The sequence below is a fragment of the Faunimonas pinastri genome, assembly GCF_900110915.1.
Lineage (GTDB): Bacteria > Pseudomonadota > Alphaproteobacteria > Rhizobiales > Afifellaceae > Faunimonas > Faunimonas pinastri.
The window spans coordinates 297758-322721 of the sequence record NZ_FOFG01000002.1 but is presented as its reverse complement, the minus strand read 5'-3'; the positions used below and the strand labels follow the sequence as shown (position 1 = coordinate 322721).

Annotated in this window: 20 protein-coding genes; 11 read left to right on the top strand and 9 right to left on the bottom strand. The window is 65.1% G+C overall.

All coding sequences use genetic code 11. From position 1 onward, the window contains the following. Positions 1-110: 110 nt before the first annotated feature. Positions 111-1613, top strand: coding sequence for a leucyl aminopeptidase (locus tag BMY25_RS04755; RefSeq protein WP_092495461.1), 1503 nt, complete (start codon positions 111-113; stop codon positions 1611-1613). Positions 1614-1679: 66 nt separating this feature from the next. After that, positions 1680-2129: a DNA polymerase III subunit chi gene (locus tag BMY25_RS04750; RefSeq protein WP_092495460.1), complete on the top strand. Its 450-nt coding sequence runs from the start codon at positions 1680-1682 to the stop codon at positions 2127-2129. A 6-nt stretch (positions 2130-2135) separates the two neighbouring features. Here the strand turns inward: BMY25_RS04750 and BMY25_RS04745 are convergent, their stop codons facing one another. Then, the gene (locus BMY25_RS04745; RefSeq protein ID WP_092495459.1) at positions 2136-4031 is read right to left on the bottom strand and encodes an ABC-F family ATP-binding cassette domain-containing protein; all 1896 of its coding nucleotides are present in this window, start codon (positions 4029-4031) and stop codon (positions 2136-2138) included. 203 nt (positions 4032-4234) lie between these two features. On the opposite strand from BMY25_RS04745, the gene BMY25_RS04740 reads away from it, so the two are divergent. Next, complete coding sequence (locus tag BMY25_RS04740) at positions 4235-5641, top strand: TadE/TadG family type IV pilus assembly protein (protein ID WP_177176707.1); 1407 nt, start codon at positions 4235-4237, stop codon at positions 5639-5641. A gap of 36 nt (positions 5642-5677) precedes the next feature. On the opposite strand, the gene speB is transcribed toward BMY25_RS04740, so the two are convergent. The 3 genes from speB to rplM form a co-directional block, all read right to left on the bottom strand. Then, entirely contained in the window at positions 5678-6637 is a 960-nt protein-coding gene (speB, locus tag BMY25_RS04735; RefSeq protein ID WP_092495458.1) for an agmatinase, read from the bottom strand. 141 nt (positions 6638-6778) lie between these two features. After that, the gene (gene rpsI, locus BMY25_RS04730) at positions 6779-7264 is read right to left on the bottom strand and encodes a 30S ribosomal protein S9 (RefSeq protein ID WP_092495457.1); all 486 of its coding nucleotides are present in this window, start codon (positions 7262-7264) and stop codon (positions 6779-6781) included. Positions 7265-7266: 2 nt separating this feature from the next. Further along, a complete protein-coding gene (gene rplM / locus BMY25_RS04725) occupies positions 7267-7731 on the bottom strand; it encodes a 50S ribosomal protein L13 (protein ID WP_092495456.1) in 465 nt (154 codons plus the stop codon). Positions 7732-7979: 248 nt separating this feature from the next. Here rplM and BMY25_RS04720 point away from each other — a divergent pair, with 248 nt between their 5' ends. Further along, positions 7980-8408, top strand: coding sequence for a CoA-binding protein (locus tag BMY25_RS04720; RefSeq protein WP_092495455.1), 429 nt, complete (start codon positions 7980-7982; stop codon positions 8406-8408). A gap of 80 nt (positions 8409-8488) precedes the next feature. On the opposite strand, the gene BMY25_RS04715 is transcribed toward BMY25_RS04720, so the two are convergent. Beyond that, a complete protein-coding gene (locus BMY25_RS04715; protein WP_092495454.1) occupies positions 8489-9571 on the bottom strand; it encodes a transglutaminase-like domain-containing protein in 1083 nt (360 codons plus the stop codon). 192 nt (positions 9572-9763) lie between these two features. Here BMY25_RS04715 and BMY25_RS04710 point away from each other — a divergent pair, with 192 nt between their 5' ends. Further along, positions 9764-11053 (top strand): O-acetylhomoserine aminocarboxypropyltransferase, encoded by a 1290-nt coding sequence (locus BMY25_RS04710; RefSeq protein ID WP_092495453.1) that lies wholly within the window; start codon positions 9764-9766, stop codon positions 11051-11053. Between the two features lie 281 nt (positions 11054-11334). Then, a complete protein-coding gene (locus BMY25_RS04705; RefSeq protein ID WP_092495452.1) occupies positions 11335-12960 on the top strand; it encodes a catalase in 1626 nt (541 codons plus the stop codon). A gap of 95 nt (positions 12961-13055) precedes the next feature. Here the strand turns inward: BMY25_RS04705 and BMY25_RS04700 are convergent, their stop codons facing one another. From BMY25_RS04700 to BMY25_RS04690, 3 genes are all read right to left on the bottom strand, one after another. Next, positions 13056-13322, bottom strand: coding sequence for a hypothetical protein (locus BMY25_RS04700; protein ID WP_092495451.1), 267 nt, complete (start codon positions 13320-13322; stop codon positions 13056-13058). 89 nt (positions 13323-13411) lie between these two features. After that, the gene (ndk, locus tag BMY25_RS04695) at positions 13412-13834 is read right to left on the bottom strand and encodes a nucleoside-diphosphate kinase (RefSeq protein ID WP_092495450.1); all 423 of its coding nucleotides are present in this window, start codon (positions 13832-13834) and stop codon (positions 13412-13414) included. Positions 13835-13903: 69 nt separating this feature from the next. Then, a complete protein-coding gene (locus BMY25_RS04690) occupies positions 13904-14590 on the bottom strand; it encodes a glutathione S-transferase family protein (protein ID WP_092495449.1) in 687 nt (228 codons plus the stop codon). Positions 14591-14675: 85 nt separating this feature from the next. Here BMY25_RS04690 and BMY25_RS04685 point away from each other — a divergent pair, with 85 nt between their 5' ends. Next, a complete protein-coding gene (locus tag BMY25_RS04685; protein WP_092495448.1) occupies positions 14676-15191 on the top strand; it encodes a DinB family protein in 516 nt (171 codons plus the stop codon). A gap of 90 nt (positions 15192-15281) precedes the next feature. Then, a complete protein-coding gene (argC, locus tag BMY25_RS04680) occupies positions 15282-16337 on the top strand; it encodes an N-acetyl-gamma-glutamyl-phosphate reductase (protein WP_092495447.1) in 1056 nt (351 codons plus the stop codon). Between the two features lie 75 nt (positions 16338-16412). Here the strand turns inward: argC and BMY25_RS04675 are convergent, their stop codons facing one another. Next, entirely contained in the window at positions 16413-19349 is a 2937-nt protein-coding gene (locus BMY25_RS04675) for an Rne/Rng family ribonuclease (protein WP_092495446.1), read from the bottom strand. A gap of 508 nt (positions 19350-19857) precedes the next feature. On the opposite strand from BMY25_RS04675, the gene BMY25_RS04670 reads away from it, so the two are divergent. The 3 genes from BMY25_RS04670 to prfB all read left to right on the top strand — a co-directional run bounded on the left by BMY25_RS04670 (position 19858) and on the right by prfB (position 24924). Further along, positions 19858-21090 carry an N-acetylmuramoyl-L-alanine amidase gene (locus BMY25_RS04670; RefSeq protein ID WP_143061879.1) on the top strand — a complete coding sequence of 411 codons (1233 nt, stop codon included), beginning with the start codon at positions 19858-19860 and terminating at the stop codon, positions 21088-21090. A gap of 205 nt (positions 21091-21295) precedes the next feature. Next, positions 21296-23728, top strand: a complete 2433-nt coding sequence (locus tag BMY25_RS04665) for a penicillin-binding protein 1A (protein WP_092495444.1) — start codon at positions 21296-21298, stop codon at positions 23726-23728. Between the two features lie 67 nt (positions 23729-23795). Continuing rightward, a protein-coding gene (gene prfB, locus BMY25_RS04660) for a peptide chain release factor 2 (protein ID WP_143061878.1) occupies positions 23796-24924 on the top strand; the annotation gives its coding sequence in 2 pieces (ribosomal slippage) (positions 23796-23864 and positions 23866-24924; 1128 coding nt in all). The last annotated feature ends 40 nt before the right edge of the window (positions 24925-24964 follow it).

Genomic DNA, 24964 nt, shown 5'->3' with positions numbered 1-24964 from the left:
CCCTGAATGCGTCCTAGCATGGAATTGCCTTGACGCAGAGAGTGGGTGGCAGTGTATCCCCTTGGTGTAAGTGCTTGAAAATCCCTGTCTATGACCGTTGAGGCGAGAACATGGCCGTGCTTCCTGATGTCAAATTCGTGAAACTCGGCGGTGCCGCCACGGGCTCGCTCGCCGTCTTGACGAATGGAAACCTTGCGCTGGCAAACAGTGCGTCCGGGCTTCAGGCAGGCCTTGCCGAGCGGGTTAAACGGGCCGCCGTCGCCTCCAAATTCACCGGCAACGCGCTGAAGACGCTGCAGCTGCTGGCTCCCGGCGACGGCGGCATCGACCGGCTGGTGGCAATCGGCATCGGTGAGCCCTCGGCCGCCAAGCCGGTGGAATGGCTGAAGCTCGGCGGCGTCATCGCCGGGACGTTTTCCACCGGCGATCTGACGCTGGTGCTGGAACGGCCGGATGGCGAAGCCATCACGGCGGAACAGGCGGCGGAAGTCGCGCTCGGCTTCGCGATGCGCGCCTATTCCTTCGACCTCTACAAGACGAAGAAAAAGGACGAGGACGAAACCTCCGGCGCGCGCACGGTGACGATCGCCCTGGCGGACCCGGATGCGGCGGGCGCCGCCTGGACGGTCTCCGCCGAGATGGCCAGATCCGTCTATCTCGCGCGCGACCTCGTCAACGAGCCCTCCAACATCCTCGGTCCGGTGGAATTCGCCGATCGCCTCGCCGCGCTCTCCGAAGTCGGGCTGCAGGTCGAGGTACTGGACGAAAACGCGCTCGCCAAGGAGAAGATGGGCGCGCTGCTGGGTGTCGCGCAGGGCTCCGTCCGTCCGGCGCGCGTCGTCGTCATGCGGTGGAACGGCGGCGCTTCCGGCGAAAAGCCGGTCGCCTTCGTCGGCAAGGGCGTCGTCTTCGATACCGGCGGCATCTCCATCAAGCCGGCCGCCGGCATGGAGGACATGAAGGGCGACATGGGCGGCGCGGCGGCGGTTTCCGGCGTCATGCGCGCTCTGGCCGCCCGCAAGGCCAAGGTGAACGCGGTCGGCATCGTCGGCCTCGTGGAGAACATGCCGGACGGCAATGCGCAGCGCCCGGGCGACATCGTCACCTCGCGCTCCGGCCAGACCATCGAAGTCATCAACACGGACGCCGAAGGCCGTCTCGTGCTGGCCGATATCCTCGATTACATTCAGGACGTGGTCCAGCCGGTCGCGATCGTCGATCTCGCGACCCTGACCGGCGCGATCATCGTGGCGCTCGGCAATTTCTACGCCGGCATGTTCAGCAATGACGACGCCCTGTCGGAAGATCTCGCCAGGGCCGGCCGCATCACCGGCGAAAAGCTGTGGCGCCTGCCGATCGGCCCGGAATACGACAAGCTCATCGATTCCAAGTTCGCGGACATGAAGAATGTCGGCCCGCGCTGGGGCGGCTCGATCGCGGCGGCGGAGTTCCTGCACCGTTTCATCAAGAACGAAACGCCCTGGGCGCATCTCGACATCGCGGGTACGGCGATGGGCTCTCCCGCCGACGAGGTGAACACGTCCTGGGCCTCGGGCTTCGGCGTGCGCCTGCTCGACCAGTATGTGCGCGACCGTTTCGAGAAGCAGGGCTGAGGCGGCAGGGCGCCGAACCGGCGCTCCGTTCGCGGGGCAGGCGCCCGGTTCCGGGGAGGGGCCTGAATGGCTGAAGTGCTGTTCTACCATCTGGAGCGCGTTCCGCTGGAGCGCGTTCTGCCGGATCTCCTCGCCCGCAGTTTGCAGAGGGGATGGAACGTCGGAATCCAGGTCGGGTCCGACGAGCGTCTGCAGGTGCTGGACGGCCATCTCTGGACGTTTGACGATTCCTCTTTCCTGCCGCACGGGACGTCGGCCGACGGCCACGCCGAACTGCAGCCGATCTGGCTGACGACCGGCAGCGACAATCCGAATGCCGCGCAGGTGCGCTTCTTCGTGGACGGCGCGCGCCCGGAAGCCTTCGAAGGCTACGAGCGCTTCGTCTTCCTCTTCGACGGCGGCGATGCGGAAGGCATCCAGCTGGCTCGCACCAGCTGGAAGGAAGCCAAGGCGGTCGGCTGCGACGTCACCTACTGGCGGCAGGACGAGGATGGCCGCTGGCGCAAGGCGGGCTGACCGGCATCAGGCGGCGGTGAGCTCGGCCTCGGCCCTCTCGATCTGCTCGGAGATCTCCAGCCACTCCGCCTCGATCTCTTCCAGCAGGCTTACCTGCGAAGCCCGGCGTTTCGCGGCCTGCGCCGCGCGGTGCGGGTTGCGATCGTAAAGCGTCGGATCGGCGAGTTCGCCATCGAGCTTCGCGATCTCCTTGCGGACCCGCTCCATCTGCGTTTCCCGGTCCTTGAGCGACTTGCGCAACGGCGCCAGCTGCTCGCGCTTTTCTGCCGCCTCGCGTCGCGCATCCTGTTGCGATGAGCCTTTCGACCCCTTGCTCTTGCCGCTGTCCTTGCCGTCGGCGCCGCTGATGATCAGCCGCCGATAATCCTCCAGATCGCCATCATAGGCGGAGACGCCGCCATTGGCGACAAGCCAGAGCCGATCGGCCGAGGCTTCCAGCAGATGCCGGTCGTGGCTGATCAGGATAACGGCGCCGTTGTATTCGTTGAGCGCATGCACCAGCGCCTCGCGGCTGTCGATATCGAGGTGGTTGGTCGGCTCGTCCAGGATCAGCAGATGCGGACTGTCGAACGCGGCGATGCCCATCATCAGCCGAGCCTTCTCACCGCCGGAGAGGTCGCGCGCCGCGGTATCCATCTTCTGCGTCGCAAGCCCCATTTGCGAGACGCGGGCACGAACCTGCGCCTCCGACGAGCCCTTCATCAGCTGGCGCACATGGTCGACGGCGCTGTCGCCGGGGATCAGCGATTCCATCTGATGCTGCGCGAAGAAGCCGATCTTCAGCTTGGTGGCGCGCGTGAGGTCGCCGGCCTGCGGTTCGAGCGCACCGGCGATCAGCTTGGCAAAAGTGGACTTGCCGTTGCCGTTGGTGCCGAGCAGCGCGATGCGGTCATCATCGTCGATGCGGATGTTGAGCTTGGAAAGGATCGCCTTGCCCGGCTCGTAGCCGACGGTGACGTTCTCCATGCGGATGATCGGCGGCGCCGCCTTGCGCTCCGGGTCGGGGAAGCGGAAGGGCAGCACGGAATCGGATGAGATTTCAGCGATCGGCTGGAGCTTGGACAGCGCCTTGAGGCGGGACTGCGCCTGCCGGGCCTTGCTCGCCGTTGCCCGGAAGCGCTCGACGAACGCCTCCATGTGCTTGCGCTGCGCGTCCTGCTTGGCCTTCTGCTTGCCCTGCAGAAGCTGCTGCTCACGGAACTGGCGCTCGAACTGGTCGTAGCCGCCACGCCAGAAGGTCAGCTTGCGGTCGCTGAGGTGGATGATGGAATCGACCGCATTGTTCAGGAGGTCGCGATCATGGCTGATGATCAGCGCGGTGCGCGGATAGCGCGCGATGTAGCGCTCCAGCCAGAGCGTGCCTTCCAGATCGAGATAGTTGGTAGGCTCGTCCAGGAGCAGCAGATCCGGCTCGGAGAAGAGCACGCCTGCGAGCGCCACGCGCATGCGCCAGCCGCCGGAGAAATCCGAGCAGGGCCGCTGCTGCGCTTCCGTGCTGAAGCCGAGGCCGTGCAGAATGCGAGCGGCGCGGGATTCCGCCTCGTGCGCGCCGATGTCGAAAAGCCGGGTGTGGATTTCGGAGATGCGGTGAGGATCGGTCGCGGTCTCCGCCTCCGCCATCAGGGCGGTGCGCTCGCGATCGGCGGACAGAACGGTGTCGATCAGGCTGATCGGCCCGCTCGGCACCTCCTGCTCGACGCGGCCGAGCCGCATGCCCTTCGGCAGGGAAAGCGTGCCGCCATCCGGCGAGATCTCGCCGCTGACCGCGCGAAACAGGGTGGATTTGCCGGCGCCATTGCGGCCGACAAGCCCCACCTTGGCCCCGTCTGGGATGGAGACGCTCGCGCCTTCGATCAGGGGCCGGCCGGCGACCCGCAATGTCAAATCGGAAATCTGAAGCATGGGAATGCTCTAGGCACCCCGAGCGCTGCATTCAAGCACCTGCGGGACGCTTTCGCACCGCAGCAATCGTCTCGGCCCGAGAAAAGCGTGCACCCGTTAACTTTTCTGTACGTTTCGCTTCTTCGGCAGTGCAACGAACAACAAGGGATAGTATAGAAGGATCATACGTTTCTTCGTTTCTTAAGAATGCAGGCCTCCAGCCAATGAGCAGGAACAATGTCCTTCGCAGTGCAGCGCGCCGCGTGCGGGGAGGGCTGCGGAATTGGCTGGCGGATACGCGCGGCGCTACGGCGGCGATTTTCGGTCTGAGCGCGGTGCCGCTGATCGTTGCTGCCGGCTTCACCGCCGACTACACGCACATCTCCCGCGTGCAGGCCAACCTGCAGAGCAGCGTCGACGAAGCCGTGCTCCAGGGCGCGCGCAAAGGCGGCGACACGGCACAGATCTACTTCTCGTCGAATTTCACGGACGGCTCCGGCGCGACGACGAACTTCCCCGCGGACGCCCCGGCGAGCGACGGCACCTATACCGGCTCGGCCAGCGTTACCGTCCCGACGCTTTTCGGCGGCATCATGGGCCGCAGCTCCTACGTCGTGAGTGCCAGCGCGACGGCATCCGTGAAAACCGTGACGAGCACTTCCACGGACGAGGCCACCTCCGGCGGCGCATCGACCGGCGACGGCACGGGTACGGAAAGCAGCACCGACTCGTCGGCGAGCGCAGGTGGCATCTGCGTCCTGCTGCTCGACAAATCTGCCTCGCCGGCTTTTCTCGCCAACAGCGGCGCGAGCGTGACCGCGCCGAACTGCCGGATGGACGTCAAGTCCACCTCCGGACGCGCGGCGACTTTCAATCCCGGTATTTCGCTGAACTTTTCCAAGATCTGCATCGAGTCCAACAGCGTCACGGACAATGCGAGCTACCAAGGCCACTACACGCTGAACTGCTCGACCGTTGCCGATCCTTTCGCCGGCACGATCAAGGTTCCGACATCGACCGATTGCACCGTCAGCGCCGGTAATTATGACAAGGGCTCCGTGACGTTGTCGCCCGGCACCTATTGCGGCTGGTTCAGCTTCAACAACGGACCGACGGTGACTTTCCAGCCGGGCGTCTACGTCATCAAGAATGGCGGCTGGAACGTGAATGGCGGGACCTGGACGGGCTCCGGCGTGACCTTCTATTTCGCGGATACTTCCAAGATCCAGTTCAACAGCGGGGTGAACGCGACGCTCTCGGCGCCGACCTCGGGCGACTACAACGGCATCCTGTTCGCCGAGGCGGGCAACCTGTCGACCAGCGACTTCATCTTCGATGATTCCCAGGGCCATGACCTGACCGGGCTGATCTATCTCCCGAGCCGCAATGTCACCTTCAACTCCGGCAGCACGGCGACGACGACCGACCACATCACCATGGTCTTCAACCGGCTGACGCTCAACGATACGACGTGGAACTTCGAGACGGCTCCCGCGCCCGGCGGCATCACCACGTCAGGCAAGGTCACGACGGTCGCGAATTCCACCGGCGGCACGACAACGACCGGCAGCACGACAGGCTCGTCGAGCGGCACGTCAACCCAGGTGACGACAGTCGCCCTGATCCACTAAGCCCGTTTCAATCGGGACGGACGTGAAAGGCAGCCATCAGGCTGCCTTTTTCCATTTGGCGTAGAGGCCGATATAGTGCTGTGCCACGGTGGAGGCCGCGATGGCCGTGATGTCGGAATGGTCGTAGGGCGGGGAGACTTCCACGACGTCGCCTCCCACGAAGTTCACCTCGCCGAGCCCGGTCAGGATCATCAGGGCCTGCGCCGAGGAGAGCCCGCCCGCAACGGGCGTTCCCGTGCCCGGGGCGAAGGCCGGATCGAGGCAGTCGATATCGAACGTCATGTAGGCCGGCGCCGGGCCGACGCGCTGGCGGATTCGTTCGGCCACCGCATCCGGGCCGAGCCGGTGGACGGAATAGCCGTCGACGATCTCCAGCCCGCAAGTATCCGGCGCCTGGGTGCGGATGCCGATCTGGATGGAGCGTGTGGCGTCGATGACGCCCTCGCGAACCGCGCGCGTGACGAAGGAGCCGTGCGACAGCTTCTTGCCGTCGTCGGGCCAGGTATCCTGATGGGCGTCGAACTGGACCAGCGCGAGCGGTCCGTGCTTCTCGGCATGGGCCTTGAGGAGCGGCCAGGTGCCGAAATGATCGCCGCCGATCGCGAAGAGATGCGCACCGGCATCGAGGATCGTCCGGGCCTCGGCCTCGATCGCGCCGGGGATGGTCGCGGGGTCGTGAAGGTCGAAAGCGATGTCGCCGTAATCCACCACCGCGAGTTCGCCGAAGATGTCGATCCCGAACGGATATTGCGGGTCGCCGTCGAAGATCGCCGAGGCGCGCCGGATCGCCTGCGGCCCGAAGCGGGCGCCGGGGCGGTTCGTCACTGTCACGTCGAGCGGGATGCCGAGCACCGCGAGATCCACGCCGGTCAGGTCCCGGCTGTAGCGGCGGCGCATGAAGGAAAGCACGCCGGCATAGGTCGGGTCGGCGGCGCCGCCCTTCAGGTCACTGGCACGGAAAGCATGGTCGATCGGCGGCTTGCCGGGGATATCCATCGTGATGATCCGGGAAACGGGAAGGGGGTGTTCAGGGTGACGAGGGTCACAAGGCGGCGTCCAGCACGGAGATGTGACAGGAGGCGCAAAAGAAAAGGGCGGACCGAAGCCCGCCCTTTCCCCATCGAATGAAAGCGACTGTTAGCGCTTGGAGAACTGGAAGCTCCGGCGAGCCTTGGCGCGGCCGTACTTCTTGCGCTCGACCGTACGGGAGTCGCGGGTCAGGAAGCCGTTCTTCTTCAGAATGGTACGCAGGCCCGGCTCATAGTAAGTGAGAGCCTTGGAGATGCCGTGACGGAGTGCACCGGCCTGGCCGGAAAGGCCGCCGCCGGCGACGGTCGCCATGATGTCGAACTGGCCGTCGCGCTCGGTCAGGCGGATCGGCTGCTCGATGATCATCTGCAGAACCGGGCGGCCGAAATAGGCCGTGTAGTCCTTGTCGTTGACGACGATCTTGCCGGTGCCGGGCTTGATCCAGACGCGGGCGACGGCGTCCTTGCGCTTGCCGGTGGCATAGGCGCGGCCGTAGGCGTCGAGCTTCTGGACGTGAACCGGGGCCTCGAAGGCCTGGGCGGTGTCGTCGTTTTCGGCCGTCAGGGCGCCGAGATCTTCAAAAGACTGAGCCATGATCAGGCGCTCCGTGCATTACGCTTGTGGAGCGCTGCGACATCGAGCGTCTCCGGCTGCTGGGCCTCGTGGGGGTGCTCGGCACCGCCATAGACCCGAAGGTTCTTCATCTGCTGGCGGCCGAGGGGGCCACGCGGAATCATGCGCTCGACGGCCTTCTCGACGACGCGCTCGGGGAAGCGGCCCTCGATGATCTTGCGCGCCGTGCGCTCCTTGATGCCGCCGATATGGCCCGTGTGCCAGTAGTACTTCTTCTGGTCGAGCTTGCGGCCGGTCAGCACCACCTTGTCGGCGTTGATGATGATGACGTTGTCGCCGTCATCAACATGCGGCGTGAAGGACGCCTTGTGCTTGCCGCGCAGGCGGTTGGCGACGATCGCGGCCAGACGGCCAACGACCAGGCCTTCGGCGTCGATCAGGATCCACTTCTTCTGGATCTCCGACGCTTTCGCGGAATAGGTCTTCATTCTGTCCTCTCGGGAGGGCCCCGACGGAACCCGATCGAGGCAAACAAAGGCCCGCTCTGCAGAGAGCGGGCTCGAGTGATGCGGTAAATAACGGCGAGGGCGCTTCCTGTCAAGCAGGACAGTGCCGCCAGGCGCGGAAATTATCCCGCAAAAACAGTGTCTTAGAACACAGGTATCAGGATACCTGTGACAAGCTTGCCGAAGCGGCCCCGGCCTCTATCTCATGGGGCGAGAAAGAGCAGGCCACGATGAACCACGATTCCTATACCAGCGACTATCTCCGCGACATCCTCAGCGAGACCCGGACGATCGCCGTCGTGGGCGCGAGCCCGAAGCCGGAGCGGCCGAGCTACGGCGTCATTCAGTTCCTGATCGCGTGCGGTTATGAGGTCATCCCCGTCAATCCGGGGTTTGCCGGCAAGACCATCCTGGGGCAGACCGTCCATGCCTCGCTCGCCGACGTTCCGGCGGTGGACATGGTCGACGTCTTTCGCAACTCCGATGCGGTCGGTGGCGTGGTGGACGAGGTGCTCGCCATGCCTGAACTGCCGAAATTGATCTGGATGCAGATCGGCGTGCGCAACGACGAGGCGGCGGCTCGGGCGGAGGCGGAAGGGATCAAGGTCGGGATGAACCGCTGCCCGAAGATCGATTACCCGCGCGTGATGAAGCGCTAACACACTTCGGGCCCGTGCGATGAGCGGGCGGGGACGAAAGCGTGAGCGACCCGGCCGGAGGTGCCGGCCGGGTGCGTGCCTCAGGCGGTGATTTCGCGCGAGGTGATGGAATAGGCGAAGGTCGCGGGATTGAGGCAATCCGGCGTGCCCCACTTGGTAAGGGCGCAGGGATACATCAGGAAATCCTCGCGCTCGTGCCCGCCGGGCAGGACGATGTCGCGGGCGCTGTTGAAGCCGACCCAGTTCATTTCCCAGTTGCCGAAGGATTTCGCGCGGAAGGCCTGCACCGCGGGATTGTCGAGCGGCAGCTTTTCCTCCAGCACGACCTTGCGCACGTCGGCGGGATCCACCGGGACCCAGCCTTGCGGCTCCAGGTAGATCTCCGCGCGGCAATGCTGGGCCTTGCTGATATCGCCGCTCTTGCCGATGCACTTGAAGGTGCCGGAATCGGCGACGCGGATGCCGAAGACATCGCGGGCCGGAATGCCGGCGGCACGGGACAGCGCCACGAAGAGGCTGCTGATATCGGCGCACTTGCCGCCGAAATAGCCGGTCTCCAGCATCTGCCGGACGTTGCCGCTGCCGCAGCCCTGAACCTTGGCGTCGCGGAAGGTGTTGTCGACGACCCAGTCGTAGATGGCGCGGGCGCGGTCCTCGGGGCGGGTACGATCGCCGACGATCTTCATCGCCGTCGCCTTCACGATCCCGTCGGTCGGCATGCTGGGCGTGGGCTGCAGTTCCAGCGCGAGCTCGTCCGCCGTCGCCTTCAGCCCTTGCGAGGCGTCCCGATCGCGCGTCGATACGATCTGCTTCATCTCCACGCTCGGGGAGGCCTCGCCGCTCCAGTTCACGTGCAGGATGCCGGCGGCATAGGTCGGGTCCTGGGCGAGACGCGCGCTGTCGGCTGCCGTGGACCATTTCGGGGCGGAAGCCTTCTGGTAGCCTTCCGCCGACTGGATCACCGGCAACCAGAGCTGTGCGGCGCCCTCGGCGTCGGCCAGATCGACCCTGGTGGTGACCTCGAAGGCCCGCCAACCCGGCTCGCCGGGCTTCCCGGCTTCCGCCGCGAATGCGGTTCCAGCTCGGGACAGCATCATGCTGGCAAGGGGGGCGGCAAGGGAGGCAGCGCCGGCATTGAGAAGAAATCGGCGACGATTCAACATGTCTGATCTCCTGTCCGCGACGCGGAACCGATTCAGCTTGCCGGGCGAAATTCCGCCGGGCCGTTCACCAGCATTCTATAGAACCAATCGACACGCGGGAAAACCGTGGCGTAATCGCGCGGAAAGAGGAATGACCTGCTTTGCGCGGGGCCGCCGCAACCCGCTAGAATGCATTCGCTGAGGGAGTGAGAGATGTCCGACGAGCGCACGCTGAGCTTCGAGACGCTGGCCATCCATGCCGGAGCCCAGCCGGATCCGACGACGGGCGCGCGGATCACGCCGATCTACCAGACGGCGGCCTATGTCTTCGAGGATCCCGAACATGCGGCCTCGCTGTTCGGCCTGCAGAGCTTCGGCAATATCTACACCCGGATCATGAACCCCACACAGGCGGTGCTGGAAGAGCGCATCGCCGCGCTGGAAGGCGGCACGGCGGCGCTCGCGGTGGCCTCCGGCCACGCGGCGCAGCTCATCGCGTTCCAGGCGCTCATGCAGCCCGGCGACGAAATCGTTGCCGCGAAGAAGCTTTATGGCGGGACGATCAACCAACTCGGCAACGCCTTCAGGGGATTCGGCTGGAACGTCGTCTGGGCCGACACCGACGATATCGGCACCTTCGAGCGGGCGATCACGCCGAAGACCAAGGCGATCTTCGTGGAATCGATCGCCAATCCCGGCGGCATCATCACGGACCTCGAAGCCATCGCGAAGGTGGCGAAGCGCGCGGGGGTGCCGTTCATCGTCGATAACACGCTGGCGAGCCCCTATCTCTGCCGCCCGATCGAGCACGGGGCGGACATCGTCATCCACTCGCTGACGAAGTTCATGGGCGGGCACGGCAATTCGCTGGGCGGGGCGATCGTCGATGCGGGTTCCTTCGACTGGTCGCGCGAGCGGCGCTACCCGGCCCTGTCGGAGCCGCGGCCGGAATATAACGGCGTGGTGCTGCACGAAGCTTTCGGCAACTTCGCCTTCGCGATCGCCTGTCGGGTGCTCGGCCTTCGCGATCTCGGACCGGCGATTTCACCCTTCAACGCCTTCCTGATCCTGACGGGAATCGAAACGCTGCCGCTGCGCATGCAGCGCCATTCCGACAACGCCAAGGTCGTGGCCGAATGGCTGTCCCGGCACGAGGCCGTATCGTGGGTCAGCTATGCCGGCCTGGCCGGCAACCGCTATTACAACCTTGCCCAGAAATACACGCCCAAGGGGGCGGGGGCCGTCTTTACCTTCGGCCTCAAGGGCGGACACGAGGCGGGCATCTCGCTGGTGAAGAACGTCCAGTTGCTCTCCCATCTCGCCAATATCGGCGATACGCGCTCGCTGATCATCCACCCGGCGTCCACGACGCATGCGCAGGTGCCGGACGCGATCAAGACGGCCGCCGGGGCGGGGCCTGACGTGATCCGCCTGTCCGTGGGACTGGAAGACCCGCAGGACATCATCGCCGACCTCGAACAGGCGCTGAACAGGATCGGCTGACATCGCTTCGGTGCGCGGGCGAAAAAGACGGGAACAAACGTAACCCGCGCGACCTCCTGCGCGTTTCCCTGCCGGTCGGAGGCTCCCGACTGGCTGTGAACGGCAGCTGGCCGAGGGGAGCGGGGTAATCCTGAAGATCAGAATCGAGAACTTGACTTAGACTAATTCTAAAATAAGCTCTCCATAGCCTCGCGATCAGCATGACGGCCCTCTTCCTGAGGGTCGTTCCTTGCGCCGGATGCCGGTGCGAGCGCTCAGTAGCCGTCCATGGAGAGATCACGATGAGTGATGAAACCCGCACTTTGACGACCCGGCAGGGTCATCCGGTCCACGACAACCAGAGCCTGCGCTCGGTTGGCGAGCGCGGTCCGGCAACCCTGGAAAACTACCAGTTCATCGAGAAGATCACACATTTCGACCGCGAGCGCATTCCAGAGCGCGTGGTCCACGCGCGCGGCGCCGGCGCGCATGGCTGGTTCGAAGCCTACGGGAAGATCGGCGACGAGCCGGCTTCCAGGTACACCCGCGCCCGCGTGCTGAACGAGACCGGCGTCAAGACGCCCATGTTCGTTCGCTTCTCCACCGTGGCCGGCGCCAAGGAAAGCCCGGAGACGGAGCGCGACCCGCGCGGCTTCGCCGTCAAGTTCAAGACGCTGGAAGGCAACTGGGACCTCGTCGGCAACAACCTCAAGGTCTTCTTCATCCGGGACGCCATCAAGTTCCCGGACATGATCCACGCCTTCAAGCCCGATCCGGTCACCAATCGGCAGGAAGCCTGGCGCTTCTACGACTTCATCGCCGCGCACCCGGAATCGATCCATATGGTGACCTGGCTGAAGTCGCCCTGGGGCATTCCGGCGAACTACCGGGAGATGGAAGGCTCGGGCGTCAACACCTACAAGCTGGTGAACGCCGATGGCGTCGCCCACCTCGTCAAGTTCCACTGGCAGCCCAAGCAGGGCGTCCGCAATCTCACCACGCCGCAGGCGCAGGAGATCCAGGGCAAGGATGTCGGCCACGCCACGCGCGATCTTTATGACGCCATCGAGCGCGGCGATTACCCGGAGTGGGAATTCTGCGTCCAGCTCATGAGCGACGGCGAGCATCCCGAGCTCGACTTCGATCCGCTGGACGACACGAAGCGCTGGCCGGAAGACCAGTTCCCGCTGCTGCCGGTCGGCCGCATGGTGCTGGATCGCGCGCCGTCCAACTTCTTCGCGGAAGTGGAGCAGGCGGCATTCGGTACGGGCGTGCTCGTCGACGGCATCGACTTCTCCGACGACAAGATGCTGCAGGGCCGCACGCTGTCCTACTCCGACACGCAACGCTACCGCGTTGGTCCGAACTATCTGCAGCTGCCGATCAACGCGCCGCAGGTACAGTGCCCCTACGCGACCAACCAGCGCGACGGCCAGATGGCGTTCTACGTCGACAAGGGTGGTGAAAGCGACCACGTCAACTACGAGCCCAGCTATCTCGGACGCGGCCTGAAGGAAGCGCCGAAGTCCTCCAAGGAGTACCACCAGTACATCGAGGGGCATCTCGGCCGGTATCAGACCAGCCGCGCCATGGACGACTACAAGCAGGCCGGCGATCGCTATCGCTCCTTCCAGGACTGGGAGCGCGAGGACCTGATCAACAATCTCTCCGGCGACCTGAAGCAGTGCCCTGAGGAACTCGCGCTCCGCATGATCTGGCATTTCTGGCATGCGGACGAGGATTACGGTCGCCGCGTCGCGGAGGGGGCCGGCCTCGACCTGGAGAAGGCGAAGGCGTTGCCGCCGCTGCCGGGCCGTGCCGCTCCGCACGAGAACCTGGCGCATCCGACCTATACCAGCGGCAAGGCGGAAGAACCCGCCGGTGTCACGGTCGCTCCGGACCAGGCGGCCGCTGCTCCGAACCGCTGAGCGGCAGGGCAGGGTAGAACAAGAAGGCCGGCGCACTGCGCCGGCCTTTTTCAATTCCCGAATGTCCGGTCCGATGTGCGTCGGGAGAACGGGGCTCAGCTTTCGGCTTCGTTTTCCAGTCGTTCCGCCTCGTCGTCCGCGCGGCTGGTCAACTCGTCCAGCATGAAATCCTTCAGGTTCTTGTAGCCAAGCGCCCGGAGCGCGGAACCGAGATAGACCTTGGCTTCGATGGACGCCGCATGTGCCTCGGTTGCGAGCGCCTCCGCCTGCACCTCTTCGTCCTCATCGAGCGCCTGGATGTGGCTCTTCGCCCAGTCTTCGAGCCAGTGGACAGCTTTTTCGGTCGAGCCACCTCTGATCATGTCGAGCCTCCGGAAGGTTGTTTGTTCTTTTCAGAATGCAAAAGGCCGGCGCAAGCCGGCCTTCTGTTCGACTGAGAAGGGGCTGGCCGTCAGCCGACGATCTCTTCGTCCTTGAAGAAATACTTGATCTCCTGCGCGGCCGTCTCCGGCGCGTCGGAGCCATGCACCGAGTTCTCGCCCATGGACTTGGCGAATTCCTTGCGGATCGTGCCGGCCTCGGCATTCGCCGGGTTGGTGGCGCCCATGATCTCGCGGTTCTTCGCGATGGCGTTCTCGCCTTCCAGCACCTGGAGGACGACCGGGCCGGAGAGCATCATCTCGACCAGCTCGCCGAAGAAGGGACGCTCCTTGTGGACGGCATAGAAGCCTTCCGCCTGGTCGCGGGTAAGCTTGACGCGCTTGGAGGCGACGACGCGCAGGCCGTTGCTCTCGAACTTGTCGATGATCTTGCCCGTCAGGTTGCGCTCGGTCGCGTCCGGCTTGATGATCGAGAAGGTGCGTTCGATAGCCATTGGGTGGGTAATCTCTCGTTGGGAAACTCTGTGCCGGAGCTATAACCTTGCCGCGATTCCGCTGCAAGGTCACGCTGCAGACTGAGCGATCCCCAGTTCGGGGTAGAGACGCGCGGCACGCTCGAACCAATGCCCCACCGGATCGTCCGGCGCGAAGAGCGGATCGCGGGAGATGGTGTGAATCCACATCAGCGAGCCGAACAGGATGTAGTCGGGAAAGCGCGGTTCTGCGCCGGAGAGCCATTCCGAATCGGAAAGCGCCCGCCGCGCCGGCTCCAACGCCTTTTTCAAGTCGCCCCGGCAGGCGGCGACGCCGAGCTGTGCCTCCTCCAGCGAGCGCCCGAGCCGCGCTTCCCGGCTCTGGCGGAAATAGGCCCGGTCGTTCTCGTCCAGCGCCGCATGGATGTCGCTGACGATCATCTTCATGCCGAGCGCGTTGACCGACAGGAATGTCCAGTTCTCGACAAAGCGGGCAAGCGCCACGATCGCGGGATCTCCGAAGAGCGGCCGCTCCGGATAGGTTCGGTCGAGATAGAGCGCAATGTCGAAGGAATCGCGGATACGCGTGCCGCCATCATGCAGCACCGGCACCGTCGCGGAGAAGCCGTCGGTGGCATGCTCGATTTCGGTGAAGGTCACCGCATTGGTGTCGAACGCGAGGCCCTTGTGGGCGAGCGCCATCTTGGCGCGCCAGCAATAGGGCGAGAACCGAAGGCCCGGATCGCCTCCGCGCAGGTCGAAAAGAATGCGTCCCATGGCCTTGCTCCCGGTCCCGATTTAAGCCGATCGTTTCTCTCAAGGGATAGAACCGAATGACGGTTGAGAGAAGCAGGGGAAGCGCATGCGGGAGCATTTCAGGATGATGGCCGCCTATAACGAATGGGCGAACCGCCGTCTCTACGATGCCGCGGGGCAATTGAACGACACCGATTATCGCGCAGACCGGGGCGCCTTCTTCGGCTCCGTCCACCGCACGCTGAATCATCTGCTCGTCACCGACCGGATCTGGCTTTCCCGCTTCACCGGCAGCGGACCGACCTATCCGTCGCTCGACCTGGTGCTGCACGAGGATCTGCCGTCGCTGGCCGCCGCGCGCGCCGAAGAGGATCGGCGGATTGTCGAGTGGGCGGATGGCCTGTCTGAGGAGGATCTCGCCGGCACCTTCACCTATCAGCCCGTTACCAATCCGCGCGACATCACCCAACCGCTCGCGCCCGCTCTGGCGCACCTCTTCAATCACCAGACCCATCATCGCGGGCAGGTCCACGCTTTGCTGACGGCGATCGGCGGCCGCGACGCCGCGCCGTCGCTCGACCTCATCGTCTTTCAGCGGGAGACCGGAATCGGCCTTTCCTGACCGTCGTGAAGCCGACATGGGCACAGCGACATTTACTCCGTGCCCGGCAACCCCTATTTGCGGGCCGGGCTGCAAGACTGGAGCGGTAGGATGGAAAAGATCAGGGTCGGCATTCTGGGTGCCTCGGGTTACACCGGAGCCGACGCGGTGCGACTGCTCGCGCGCCACCCCCAGGTGGAGATCGCGGCGCTCACCGCCAACAGCCATGCCGGCAAGCCGCTGGCCGAGGTCTTCCCGCACCTTTCCATGCTGAAGCTGCCGGACCTCGTGACGTGGGAAGAGGTGAACTGGTCGAAGCTCGACGCCGTTTTCTGCGGTCTGCCGCATGGCACGACGCAGGAGATCACGGCGAAGGTGCTTGCCAGCAATCCCGCGATCAAGGTCATCGACATGTCGGCCGATTTCCGGCTGCGCGACATGGACACCTATGCCGAATGGTATGGCGGCACGCATCGCGCGCCCGACCTGCAGGCGGAAGCCGTCTACGGCCTGACCGAGCATTACCGCGACAAAATTGCCGGCGCGCGGCTCATCGCCTGCCCCGGCTGCTATCCGACGGCGACGCTGCTGTCGCTGGTGCCGCTGGTGAAAGCCGGCTTGGTCGATGCGTCCGAGATCATTGTCGACGCCAAGTCCGGCGTCTCCGGCGCGGGTCGCGGGCTGAAGCAGAACACCTTGTTCTGCGAGGCAGGGGAAGGGATTTCGCCCTATTCCATCGGCAAGCACCGCCATGCGCCGGAGATCGAGCAGGAGATCGGCGCGGCAGCGGGTGCGGGCGAGCCCATCGCGGTGAACTTCACGCCGCATCTCATTCCGATGAGCCGGGGCGAGCTCTGCACGTCCTATCTCCGGCTTGCGAATGGCGCGACGCCGGACGATCTGCGGGCGGCACTGGAAGCGGCCTATCGCGACGAGCCCTTCATGCTGGTCGCGAAGAAAGGCGTCATGCCGCAAACGCAGAATGTCCGCGGCTCCAACTACGCGCAGTTCGGCGTCTTCGACGATCGTATCAAGGGCCGCGCCATCGTGGTGTCCGTGATCGACAATCTCGTGAAGGGTTCGGCCGGGCAGGCGGTGCAGAACATGAACGTCGCCTTCGGGCTGGAAGAGACCAGCGGTCTCCTGCAGCTGCCGATGTTCCCCTGAGAAGCGGGGCCGCCAAGGCGGCCCCGCTCGCCCGCCTCAAATAAAAAGCCCGGCTTGATGCCGGGCTTTTTGCTTTCAGAAAAAGGAGCGCCGGTTCCACCAGCCGGAGCGCTTCGGACCGGTGTCCTCGGGCTCCGGGGCGGGCTCGGGTTCGGGAGCAGCTTCCGCCACGGCCGGTTCGGCGTGTGTTGCCGCGTCGGCATTGTAGGGTTCCGGAGCGTTCATGGCCTCGGAGGACGATCCCTCGTCCACGCTCCGGTCGTCCTCGACAGCGTGACCGCGTGCAGCCGGCGTCAGAGCCGGGTCTTCCGCACCGGTCGGCTCGAAGGCACCCATCGGAGCCTCGTCGGCGCTTGCATCCGAATTGGCCATCGGAGCTTCTGCGTACCCGGAAAGAGGCTCGGCCTGTGCAGCGTCCTCGGCTTCGTTGAACGCGGGCGCGGATTCCTCCAGCGCCTCGGACTCGCCGAAGACGGCAGGCTGGACGTTCTCGGCAGCGACCGGCTGCTCGGGAGCCGCTTCGGCTCGGTTCTCCAGCTCGGCGGGGTTGCCGATCTCGGGCTGGGCGCCGGCATCCATGGCCGCGTTTACGGCAGCGGGATGCGCTTCGGGCTGCACGTCCGGCATGTCGGCCGCGCTGACGCCCGGCTCGCCTGCGAAGCCTTCCTCGGCTGCGAACTCCCGAACGGTTTCGTCCGCGTCGGCAGCCTCGTCGCCCTCGGCATTCGCCTCGTTCTCGTCGCGACCACGACCACGACGGCGGCCACCCCGACGGCCACGACGGCGGCGGCGGCCCTGCTGATCGCTCTCGCTGTCGCCTTCCTCGCCGGCGAACTCGGCCGCGCCGGCTTCGCCTTCAGCGGCAGTGTCGTTTTCGTCTGCGGCGTCGGCGGTCTCGTCCCCGGAGGTCGCCTCCGCTTGGCCTTCGCCCTCGCGATTCTCGCCATTGCCACCGCGCCGGCGACGACGACGCCGACGACGCTCGCCACGGCCTTCGCCCTCGCGGCTCTCGGCACCCTCGACCGGGGCGCTCTCTTCGGCGATCTCCGCCTCGGGCTCGTCCTCGATCTCGACGTCGATATCCTCGATGTCGCGAACATCCAGCATCGCGACCGGGGCGGGGCGGATCAGCCGCTCCTGGACGGGCTCGCCGCGCTCGATCACGAAACCGGACTCGTTATGCGGCTCGTCGCCGGAGATGCTGATGGAGAGGCCGAACCGGTCCTCCAGCTGCAGCAGATGGGCGCGCTTCTGGTTCAGGACATAGAGCGCCACGTCCGGACGGGTGCGGACATAGAGGTGATGGCCGTTGTTGCGCATCAGCTGGTCTTCCAGCGCGCGCAGGATGCGCAGCGACAGGGACGAGATCGAGCGGACCTGGCCCGTGCCATGGCAATGCTCGCAAGGCTCGCTGGAGCTTTCCAGCACGCCGGTGCGCATACGCTGGCGCGACATTTCCATCAGGCCGAAATGCGAGATATGGCCGACCTGGATGCGGGCGCGATCCATGCGCAGGCAGTCCTTGAGCTTGCGCTCGACGGACCGGTTGTTGCGCTTCTCCTCCATGTCGATGAAGTCGATGACGATCAGCCCGGCAAGGTCGCGCAGACGCAGCTGGCGGGCGATTTCTTCCGCCGCTTCCATGTTGGTGCTGAGCGCGGTGTCCTCGATGGAGTGCTCACGGGTGGAACGGCCGGAGTTCACGTCGATGGCGACGAGCGCCTCGGTCTGGTTGATGACGATGTAGCCGCCGGACTTCAGAGTCACCTGCGGCGAGAACATCGCATCTAGCTGCATCTCCACGCCCTGGCGGGAGAAGATCGGAATTTCCTCGCGGTAGGGCTGAACGTTCTTGGCATGGCTCGGCATGAGCATGCGCATGAAGTCCTTGGCCTCGCGGTAGGCGTCGTCGCCCGCCACCAGCACCTGGTCAATGTCGCGATTGTAGAGGTCGCGGATCGAGCGCTTGATGAGGCTGCCTTCCTCGTAGACGAGGGTCGGCGCGGTGGAGCGCAGCGTCAGCTCGCGGACGTTCTCCCACAGGCGCAGCAGATATTCGAAGTCGCGCTTGATCTCCGTGCGGGTCCGGTTGGCGCCGGCCGTGCGCAGGATCACGCCCATGCCCTCCGGCACCTCCAGCTCGGAAGCGACGCTCTTCAGCCGCTTGCGGTCGGCTGCATTGGTGATCTTGCGGGAGATGCCGCCGCCGCGCGCCGTGTTCGGCATCAGCACGGAATAGCGGCCGGCCAGCGACAGGTAGGTGGTGAGAGCAGCGCCCTTGTTGCCGCGCTCTTCCTTGACGACCTGCACCAGCAGCACCTGGCGGCGCTTGATGACTTCCTGGATCTTGTACTGGCGCGGGCGCGGCTTGCGGCGCTCCGGCACTTCTTCCATCGCGTCTTCGGCGCCGACGCTTTCCACGTTTTCGTTCTCGTGGACCTCGGATACGTCGCCGGAGTGACGATGATCCTCGTCGCCGTTCTCGGCGGGCGCGCTCACGCTGTCGCCCTGGGCGCGCTCGGCCATGGCCTCGTCGCCTTCGGCAGCCTCGCCCGAGTCCTCGGGGGACTGATCCTCAGAGCCGGCATCGTCCGATGCGGCAACCCCGGAATCCGCCTCGCTGGAACCCGTGCCACCCTGACGGGAGCGGGACCCTCGACGGCGGGGAGCCGGCTCGTCCTCGTCGCCCATGGCGGCGGACTCGGCCTTGGCGTTCTCGGCTTCCTCGGCTGCCTGTTCGGCCAGCAGCGCCTGCCGGTCGGCGAGGGGGATCTGGTAGTAGTCGGGATGGATTTCGGAGAAGGCGAGGAAGCCGTGGCGATTGCCGCCATACTCCACGAACGCCGCCTGGAGCGACGGTTCGACCCGCGTCACCTTGGCGAGATAGATGTTTCCCCGGAGCTGCTGGCGGTTGGCCGCCTCGAAATCGAACTCTTCTACCTTGCTTCCCTGCAAGACAACGACGCGGGTCTCTTCCCGATGCGTCGCATCGATGAGCATCTTGTTGGACATCTGGTATTCACTCCGGACCCGGGCGGCCAAGCCGCCGTCCGGCGCGTGAAACAGCGCGCCTGATCGGATCCAATATCGTTGAGGATCGGAAGGTGTTGCGCCTGCTGAGGTCCGGCATTGGGAGAGCGGCAATGGCAAAGCGGCGCATTCGAGGCAGCGCTCGCTCGCTTCATTGCAGGTCTCGTCTGCCGGAATCGCATCGGCTGACCTTCCAGGAAAGGGACACAGTCCCACATGACTACAAACGCTGCAGAATGAGCGCAGCGGGCCGTCTTCGTCCGGGGCAGTTCCGGCAGATGCGGCTGGCGATAAATCGCATCACGCTCGCGCCGACATGGCCCAGGGGAATCCGTCACGTTTCTTTTAGGAACGCCGACGAACTATTGCAAGCACACACTTTTCCCCGTGTTGCCTCCAGTGCGATCGGGACGGGGGCCCGTGTCGTCGCAATCCGGCCTTTCGCCTTGCGGGCGCCGCAGTGCTGGGCCAAAGCCGGGACCGGCAAAACATGACACGTCTCCTTCTTTTCCTCCTCTCCGTTCTCCTCGCCACGCCCGCCTCGTCCTTCACCGCCAAGGAATTGCGGGTGACCGGCAACGCGCATCGCACCCGGCTGGAGATTGACCTCGACGGGCATCCCCAGTTCGGCATCCTGCGCCTGACCGATCCCGACCGGCTGGTGGTCGATCTCGCAGACGTGGAATTCTCCTCGGACCCGGAGCCCGGCAAGGGCAGGGGATTGATCAAGGATTTCCGTTACGGCCTGATCGCGCCCGGCAAGGCGCGCGTCGTGCTGGACCTGCAGAAGCCGGTCCAGGTGAAGGCGAGCAGCTTCGAGGACGGCAAGGGCGATGCCCCCTCGCGGCTCATCGTGGAACTGGAGCCGACCACGCGGCAGGCGTTTCGCGAATCGGCCAGTCACGATTCCACTTTCGATCCCTCCGTGAAGCCGTCGGAGACGCAGGCCGCCGCCGCGCCGCAGCCCGGTGACAAGCCGGTGGTGGTGCTCGACCCCGGCCATGGCGGTATCGACTCCGGCGCCATCGCCGCCGACGGGACCAAGGAGAAGAACCTGACGCTGCCGTTCGGTGTGATGCTGTCCGACATCCTGAAGCAGGACGGCAAGGTCGACGCGATCCTGACGCGGAGCACGGACGATTTCCTGTCGCTGTCGGAGCGGGTGAAGTTCGCCGAGGCGCACAAGGCAGCGCTGTTCGTCTCCATCCATGCCGACAAGGTGCCGGAGGATTATGTGAGCGGCTCCACGGTCTATACCGTTTCGGAGAAGGCGTCCGACCGCCTTTCCGCGGTGCTGGCCGAGCAGGAAAACCGCTCTGACGTCCTGGCCGGCCTCGCCATCGACGACCAGCCCAAGGACGTGGCCGACATTCTGTTCGACCTCGCCCGCCGGGAAACCAAGAATATTTCCGTCCGTTTCGCCAAGACGCTGATGGACGAGGACGACTCGCCGTTGAAGTTCAGCAAGACGCCGTGGCGGCGCGCCTCCTTCCAGGTGCTGCGCTCGCCGGACGTGCCCTCGGTGCTGGTCGAGCTCGGCTTTCTTTCCAACAAGGACGACGAGGCGCTGCTGAAGTCGGAAGAATGGCGGCACGCCACCGCGCTGGCCATCGCCAGGGCGATCGAGAACTTCCTCGCGCCGGAAGTCGCCGCCGCTCCCGCCGGAACCAGTCCAGCCGCGGCGAATCCCGCAGCGGCCGATCCTGCTGCGGCGGGTCCCTGAGGGGGCACTCCGAAGCGGCGCGCGCTGCGGCAGCAGGGCAACAGCTTCGGGCAGAAGGGCCGCGCGGGGGAGAGTTCCCGGCCCGGCGCTTGATATCGTCCTCAGAACGCCATTATTTGTGCCCAACCAGCGACAGGTTTAATCCCAGGACACGACGTCCCGCGCGCGCAGCCCTGCGCGGTCGCCAGACGAGGCTTTCTGACTCATGCTTATGCGGATTTTCGGCTACATCTTCGGGGTCGGGGTTTTCCTCGCCCTGTGCGTGGCCGGTGGCGTTGCCCTCATCGTCCATAAATACGAGCAGGATCTGCCGGATTATGAGGTGCTCGCCAAGTACGAGCCGCCGGTCATGAGCCGCATGGAAGCCGCGGATGGTGACCTGATCGGCGAATATGCCAGCGAGCGGCGCCTCTATCTGCCCATCCAGGCTATTCCGAACTTGGTTAAGGCTTCGTTTCTGTCGGCCGAGGACAAGAACTTCTACCAGCATGGCGGCGTCGATCTCTCCGGCATCGGCCGAGCCATCATGGTCAACCTCGAAAATCGCGGATCCGGGCGTCGCCTCGTCGGCGCCTCGACGATCACCCAGCAGGTCGCCAAGAACATGCTGCTGACCAATCAGGTCAGCTTCGATCGCAAGATCAAGGAAGCCCTTCTCGCCGTGCGCATGGAGAAGGCCTATTCCAAGGACAAGATCCTCGAGCTCTACCTGAACGAGATCTATCTCGGGCAGGGCTCCTATGGCGTGGCCGCCGCCGCGCTCAACTATTTCGACAAGTCCGTCAACGATCTCACCATCGCGCAGGCGGCCTATCTCGGCGCGCTGCCGAAGGGGCCGGAAAACTACAATCCCTTCCGCAACCACGATCGCGCGGTGGAGCGCCGGAACTGGGTGATCGATCGCCTGGTGGAGAACGGCTACATCAAGGCGGAGGAGGGCGAGAAGGCCAAGGCCGAGCCGCTCACGATCACCAATCGCCCGGTCGGTCGCGACCAGTACGAGGCGGAATATTTTACCGAGGAAGCCCGCCGCAACCTTGTCGACATGGTGGGCTCCGACAAGCTCTACAAAGGCGGCCTGTCCGTCCGCACGACGCTGGATCCCAACCTTCAGCGGGTCGCTCGGCGCGCGCTGCAGGACGGGCTCGTTTCCTATGACGAGAAGCGCGGTTATCGCGGGCCGGTGAAGTCGATCGAGACCGACGGCGACTGGGGCAAGACCCTTTCCGACATGCCGGGCCTCACCGATGTGCCGGAATGGAAGCTGGCCGTGGTCCTCTCCGTCAGCGACACCGCCGCAACGATCGGACTGCAGCCGGATCACGAGCCGTCCGGCGCGCTTTCCAAGGAGCGCGCGCAGGGCACGATCCCGCTGAGCGAGATGAAGTGGGCGAAGTCCAACGTCCGCAAGGCGAGCGCCGTGCTCAAGGTCGGCGACGTCGTCTATGCGCAGAAGGTGAAGGACGAGACGAACGTTTATCGCCTGCGCCAGCCGCCTGAAATCCAGGGCGCTCTGGTGGCGATGGATCCCTATACCGGCCGCGTTCTCGCGTTGTCCGGCGGCTTCTCCTTCGGGCAGAGCGAGTTCAACCGCGCCACGCAGGCGATGCGCCAGCCCGGCTCCTCGTTCAAGCCGATCGTCTATTCCGCCGCGCTCGACAATGGCTACACCCCGTCCTCCGTGGTGCTGGACGCGCCGATCGAACTGAAGGCCGGCAACGGCAAGATCTGGCGGCCGGAGAACGACGAGAAGGACTTCCTCGGCCCCTCGACACTGCGAACCGGCATCGAGCGTTCGCGCAACGTGATGACCATCCGCCTGGCGCAGGACATGGGCATGCCGCTGGTCGTGGAATATGCCAAGCGCTTCGGCGTCTACGACAGCCTGATGCCGGTGCTGCCGATGGCCATCGGCGCGGGCGAGACCACCGTGATGCGGATGGTCACGGCCTACGCGACCATCGCCAATGGCGGCCGCAAGATCGAGCCGACGCTGATCGACCGCATCCAGGACCGCTACGGCAAGACGATCTACCAGCACGACAAGCGCAAGTGCGAGGGCTGCGAGGCTGAGGAATGGAACAACCAGCCCGAGCCGACGCTGGTCGACAATCGCGAGCAGGTGCTCGATCCGATGACCGCCTACCAGATCACCTCCATGATGGAGGGCGTGGTCCAGCGCGGCACGGCGACGGTGGTGAAGCAGGTCGGCAAGCCCATCGCGGGCAAGACGGGCACCACCAACGACAACAAGGACGCCTGGTTCATCGGCTTCTCGCCGGATCTCGTGGTCGGCGTCTTCATGGGCTACGACACGCCGAAGCCGATGGGCAAGCATGAGTTCGGCGGCACGCTGGCCGCACCCGTCTTCACCGAATTCATGAAGACGGCGCTGGCCGACGAGCCGGCCAAGCCCTTCCAGGTGCCCGCCGGCATGACGCTGATCCCGATCGACCGCAAGACCGGCCTGCGGACGTCCGGCATGGGCCCGAACGTGATCCTGGAAGCCTTCAAGCCCGGTACGGAGCCGCCGACCAGCACCTCCATCATCGGCAACAGCCAGCAGCAGGTGCAGTCGGAGTCGGTGACGCCGGAGGCGGACCGGGCGGTTGCGGCAGGCACTGGCGGCCTGTACTAAGGGCCACGATATGAGGTGAGGGGCGCGGGCTCATCCCCGCGCCCTTCCGTTTTTCCGGAGTTTGAGAATGCGCGCCGAAACGACTGCCCTGGTTGATGAAATCCGCGATGCGTTAACGCTTATCCGGAGGCATCTTTGACTGGGATGTCGCTGAACGACGTCTGCTGGAGCTGAACGCGCGGGTCGAGGACCCGAACCTCTGGAACAATTCCGAAGAGGCCCAGTCGGTGATGCGCGAGCGCCAGCGGCTGGACACCGCCATCACGGCCGTCCGCTCCACGGAGCGCCAGCTTGCCGACAATCTCGATCTGATCGAGATGGGCGAGGAGGAGGGCGACGCGACCGTCGTCGCCGATGCTGAGGCGGCCATTGCGGCCCTTCGCGACGAGATGGCTGTGCGGCAGGTGGAGACGCTGCTCTCCGGCGAGGCCGATGGCAACGACACCTATATCGAAATCCATGCCGGCGCCGGCGGTACGGAAAGCCAGGACTGGGCGTCCATGCTCTTCCGCATGTACACGCGCTGGGCGGAGCGGCACGGCTTCAAGACCGAGACGCTGGAATATCACGACGGTGAAGAAGCCGGCATGAAGTCTGCCACCGTGCAGATCAAGGGCCAGAACGCCTATGGCTGGTTGAAGACGGAATCGGGCGTCCATCGCCTTGTCCGTATCTCGCCGTTCGACAGCCAGGCTCGCCGCCATACGAGCTTTGCCAGCGTGTGGATCTATCCGGTCATCGACGATTCCATCGAGATCGAGGTGAACGAGTCGGATTGCCGCGTGGATACCTATCGCGCCTCCGGTGCGGGCGGTCAGCACATCAACACGACCGATTCCGCCGTGCGTATCACGCACGAGCCGAGCGGCATCGTCGTGCAGTGCCAGAGCGAGCGCTCGCAGCACAAGAACCGGGCCACCGCCTGGTCCATGCTGCGCGCGCGCCTCTACGAGCATGAGCTGAAGAAGCGCGAGGAAGCGGCGAGCGCCCAGGAAGCCTCCAAGTCCGATATCGGCTGGGGCCACCAGATCCGCTCCTACGTGCTGCAGCCCTATCAGCTCGTGAAGGACCTGCGGACCGGCATGGAAAGCACCTCGCCCGGCGACGTGCTGGACGGCGATCTCGATCGCTTCATGGAAGCCTCGCTGGCCCATCGCATCACCGGCGGCACGACCGAGCCGGTCACCGCCGAATAACGAAACGGCCCGGTCTGTCGCCGGGCCGTTTTCACGTCTG

Coding starts and splice junctions, on each gene's coding strand:
- BMY25_RS04685 (WP_092495448.1), top strand. CDS start 14,676: ATGCGGGAGCATTTCAGGATGATGGCCGCCTATAACGAATGGGCGAAC.
- BMY25_RS04705 (WP_092495452.1), top strand. CDS start 11,335: ATGAGTGATGAAACCCGCACTTTGACGACCCGGCAGGGTCATCCGGTC.
- BMY25_RS04670 (WP_143061879.1), top strand. CDS start 19,858: ATGACACGTCTCCTTCTTTTCCTCCTCTCCGTTCTCCTCGCCACGCCC.
- ndk (WP_092495450.1), bottom strand. CDS start 13,834: ATGGCTATCGAACGCACCTTCTCGATCATCAAGCCGGACGCGACCGAG.
- BMY25_RS04740 (WP_177176707.1), top strand. CDS start 4,235: ATGAGCAGGAACAATGTCCTTCGCAGTGCAGCGCGCCGCGTGCGGGGA.
- argC (WP_092495447.1), top strand. CDS start 15,282: ATGGAAAAGATCAGGGTCGGCATTCTGGGTGCCTCGGGTTACACCGGA.
- BMY25_RS04700 (WP_092495451.1), bottom strand. CDS start 13,322: ATGATCAGAGGTGGCTCGACCGAAAAAGCTGTCCACTGGCTCGAAGAC.
- BMY25_RS04715 (WP_092495454.1), bottom strand. CDS start 9,571: ATGTTGAATCGTCGCCGATTTCTTCTCAATGCCGGCGCTGCCTCCCTT.
- rplM (WP_092495456.1), bottom strand. CDS start 7,731: ATGAAGACCTATTCCGCGAAAGCGTCGGAGATCCAGAAGAAGTGGATC.
- BMY25_RS04665 (WP_092495444.1), top strand. CDS start 21,296: ATGCTTATGCGGATTTTCGGCTACATCTTCGGGGTCGGGGTTTTCCTC.
- BMY25_RS04755 (WP_092495461.1), top strand. CDS start 111: ATGGCCGTGCTTCCTGATGTCAAATTCGTGAAACTCGGCGGTGCCGCC.
- BMY25_RS04690 (WP_092495449.1), bottom strand. CDS start 14,590: ATGGGACGCATTCTTTTCGACCTGCGCGGAGGCGATCCGGGCCTTCGG.
- BMY25_RS04745 (WP_092495459.1), bottom strand. CDS start 4,031: ATGCTTCAGATTTCCGATTTGACATTGCGGGTCGCCGGCCGGCCCCTG.
- rpsI (WP_092495457.1), bottom strand. CDS start 7,264: ATGGCTCAGTCTTTTGAAGATCTCGGCGCCCTGACGGCCGAAAACGAC.
- speB (WP_092495458.1), bottom strand. CDS start 6,637: ATGGATATCCCCGGCAAGCCGCCGATCGACCATGCTTTCCGTGCCAGT.
- BMY25_RS04675 (WP_092495446.1), bottom strand. CDS start 19,349: ATGTCCAACAAGATGCTCATCGATGCGACGCATCGGGAAGAGACCCGC.
- BMY25_RS04710 (WP_092495453.1), top strand. CDS start 9,764: ATGTCCGACGAGCGCACGCTGAGCTTCGAGACGCTGGCCATCCATGCC.
- BMY25_RS04720 (WP_092495455.1), top strand. CDS start 7,980: ATGAACCACGATTCCTATACCAGCGACTATCTCCGCGACATCCTCAGC.
- BMY25_RS04750 (WP_092495460.1), top strand. CDS start 1,680: ATGGCTGAAGTGCTGTTCTACCATCTGGAGCGCGTTCCGCTGGAGCGC.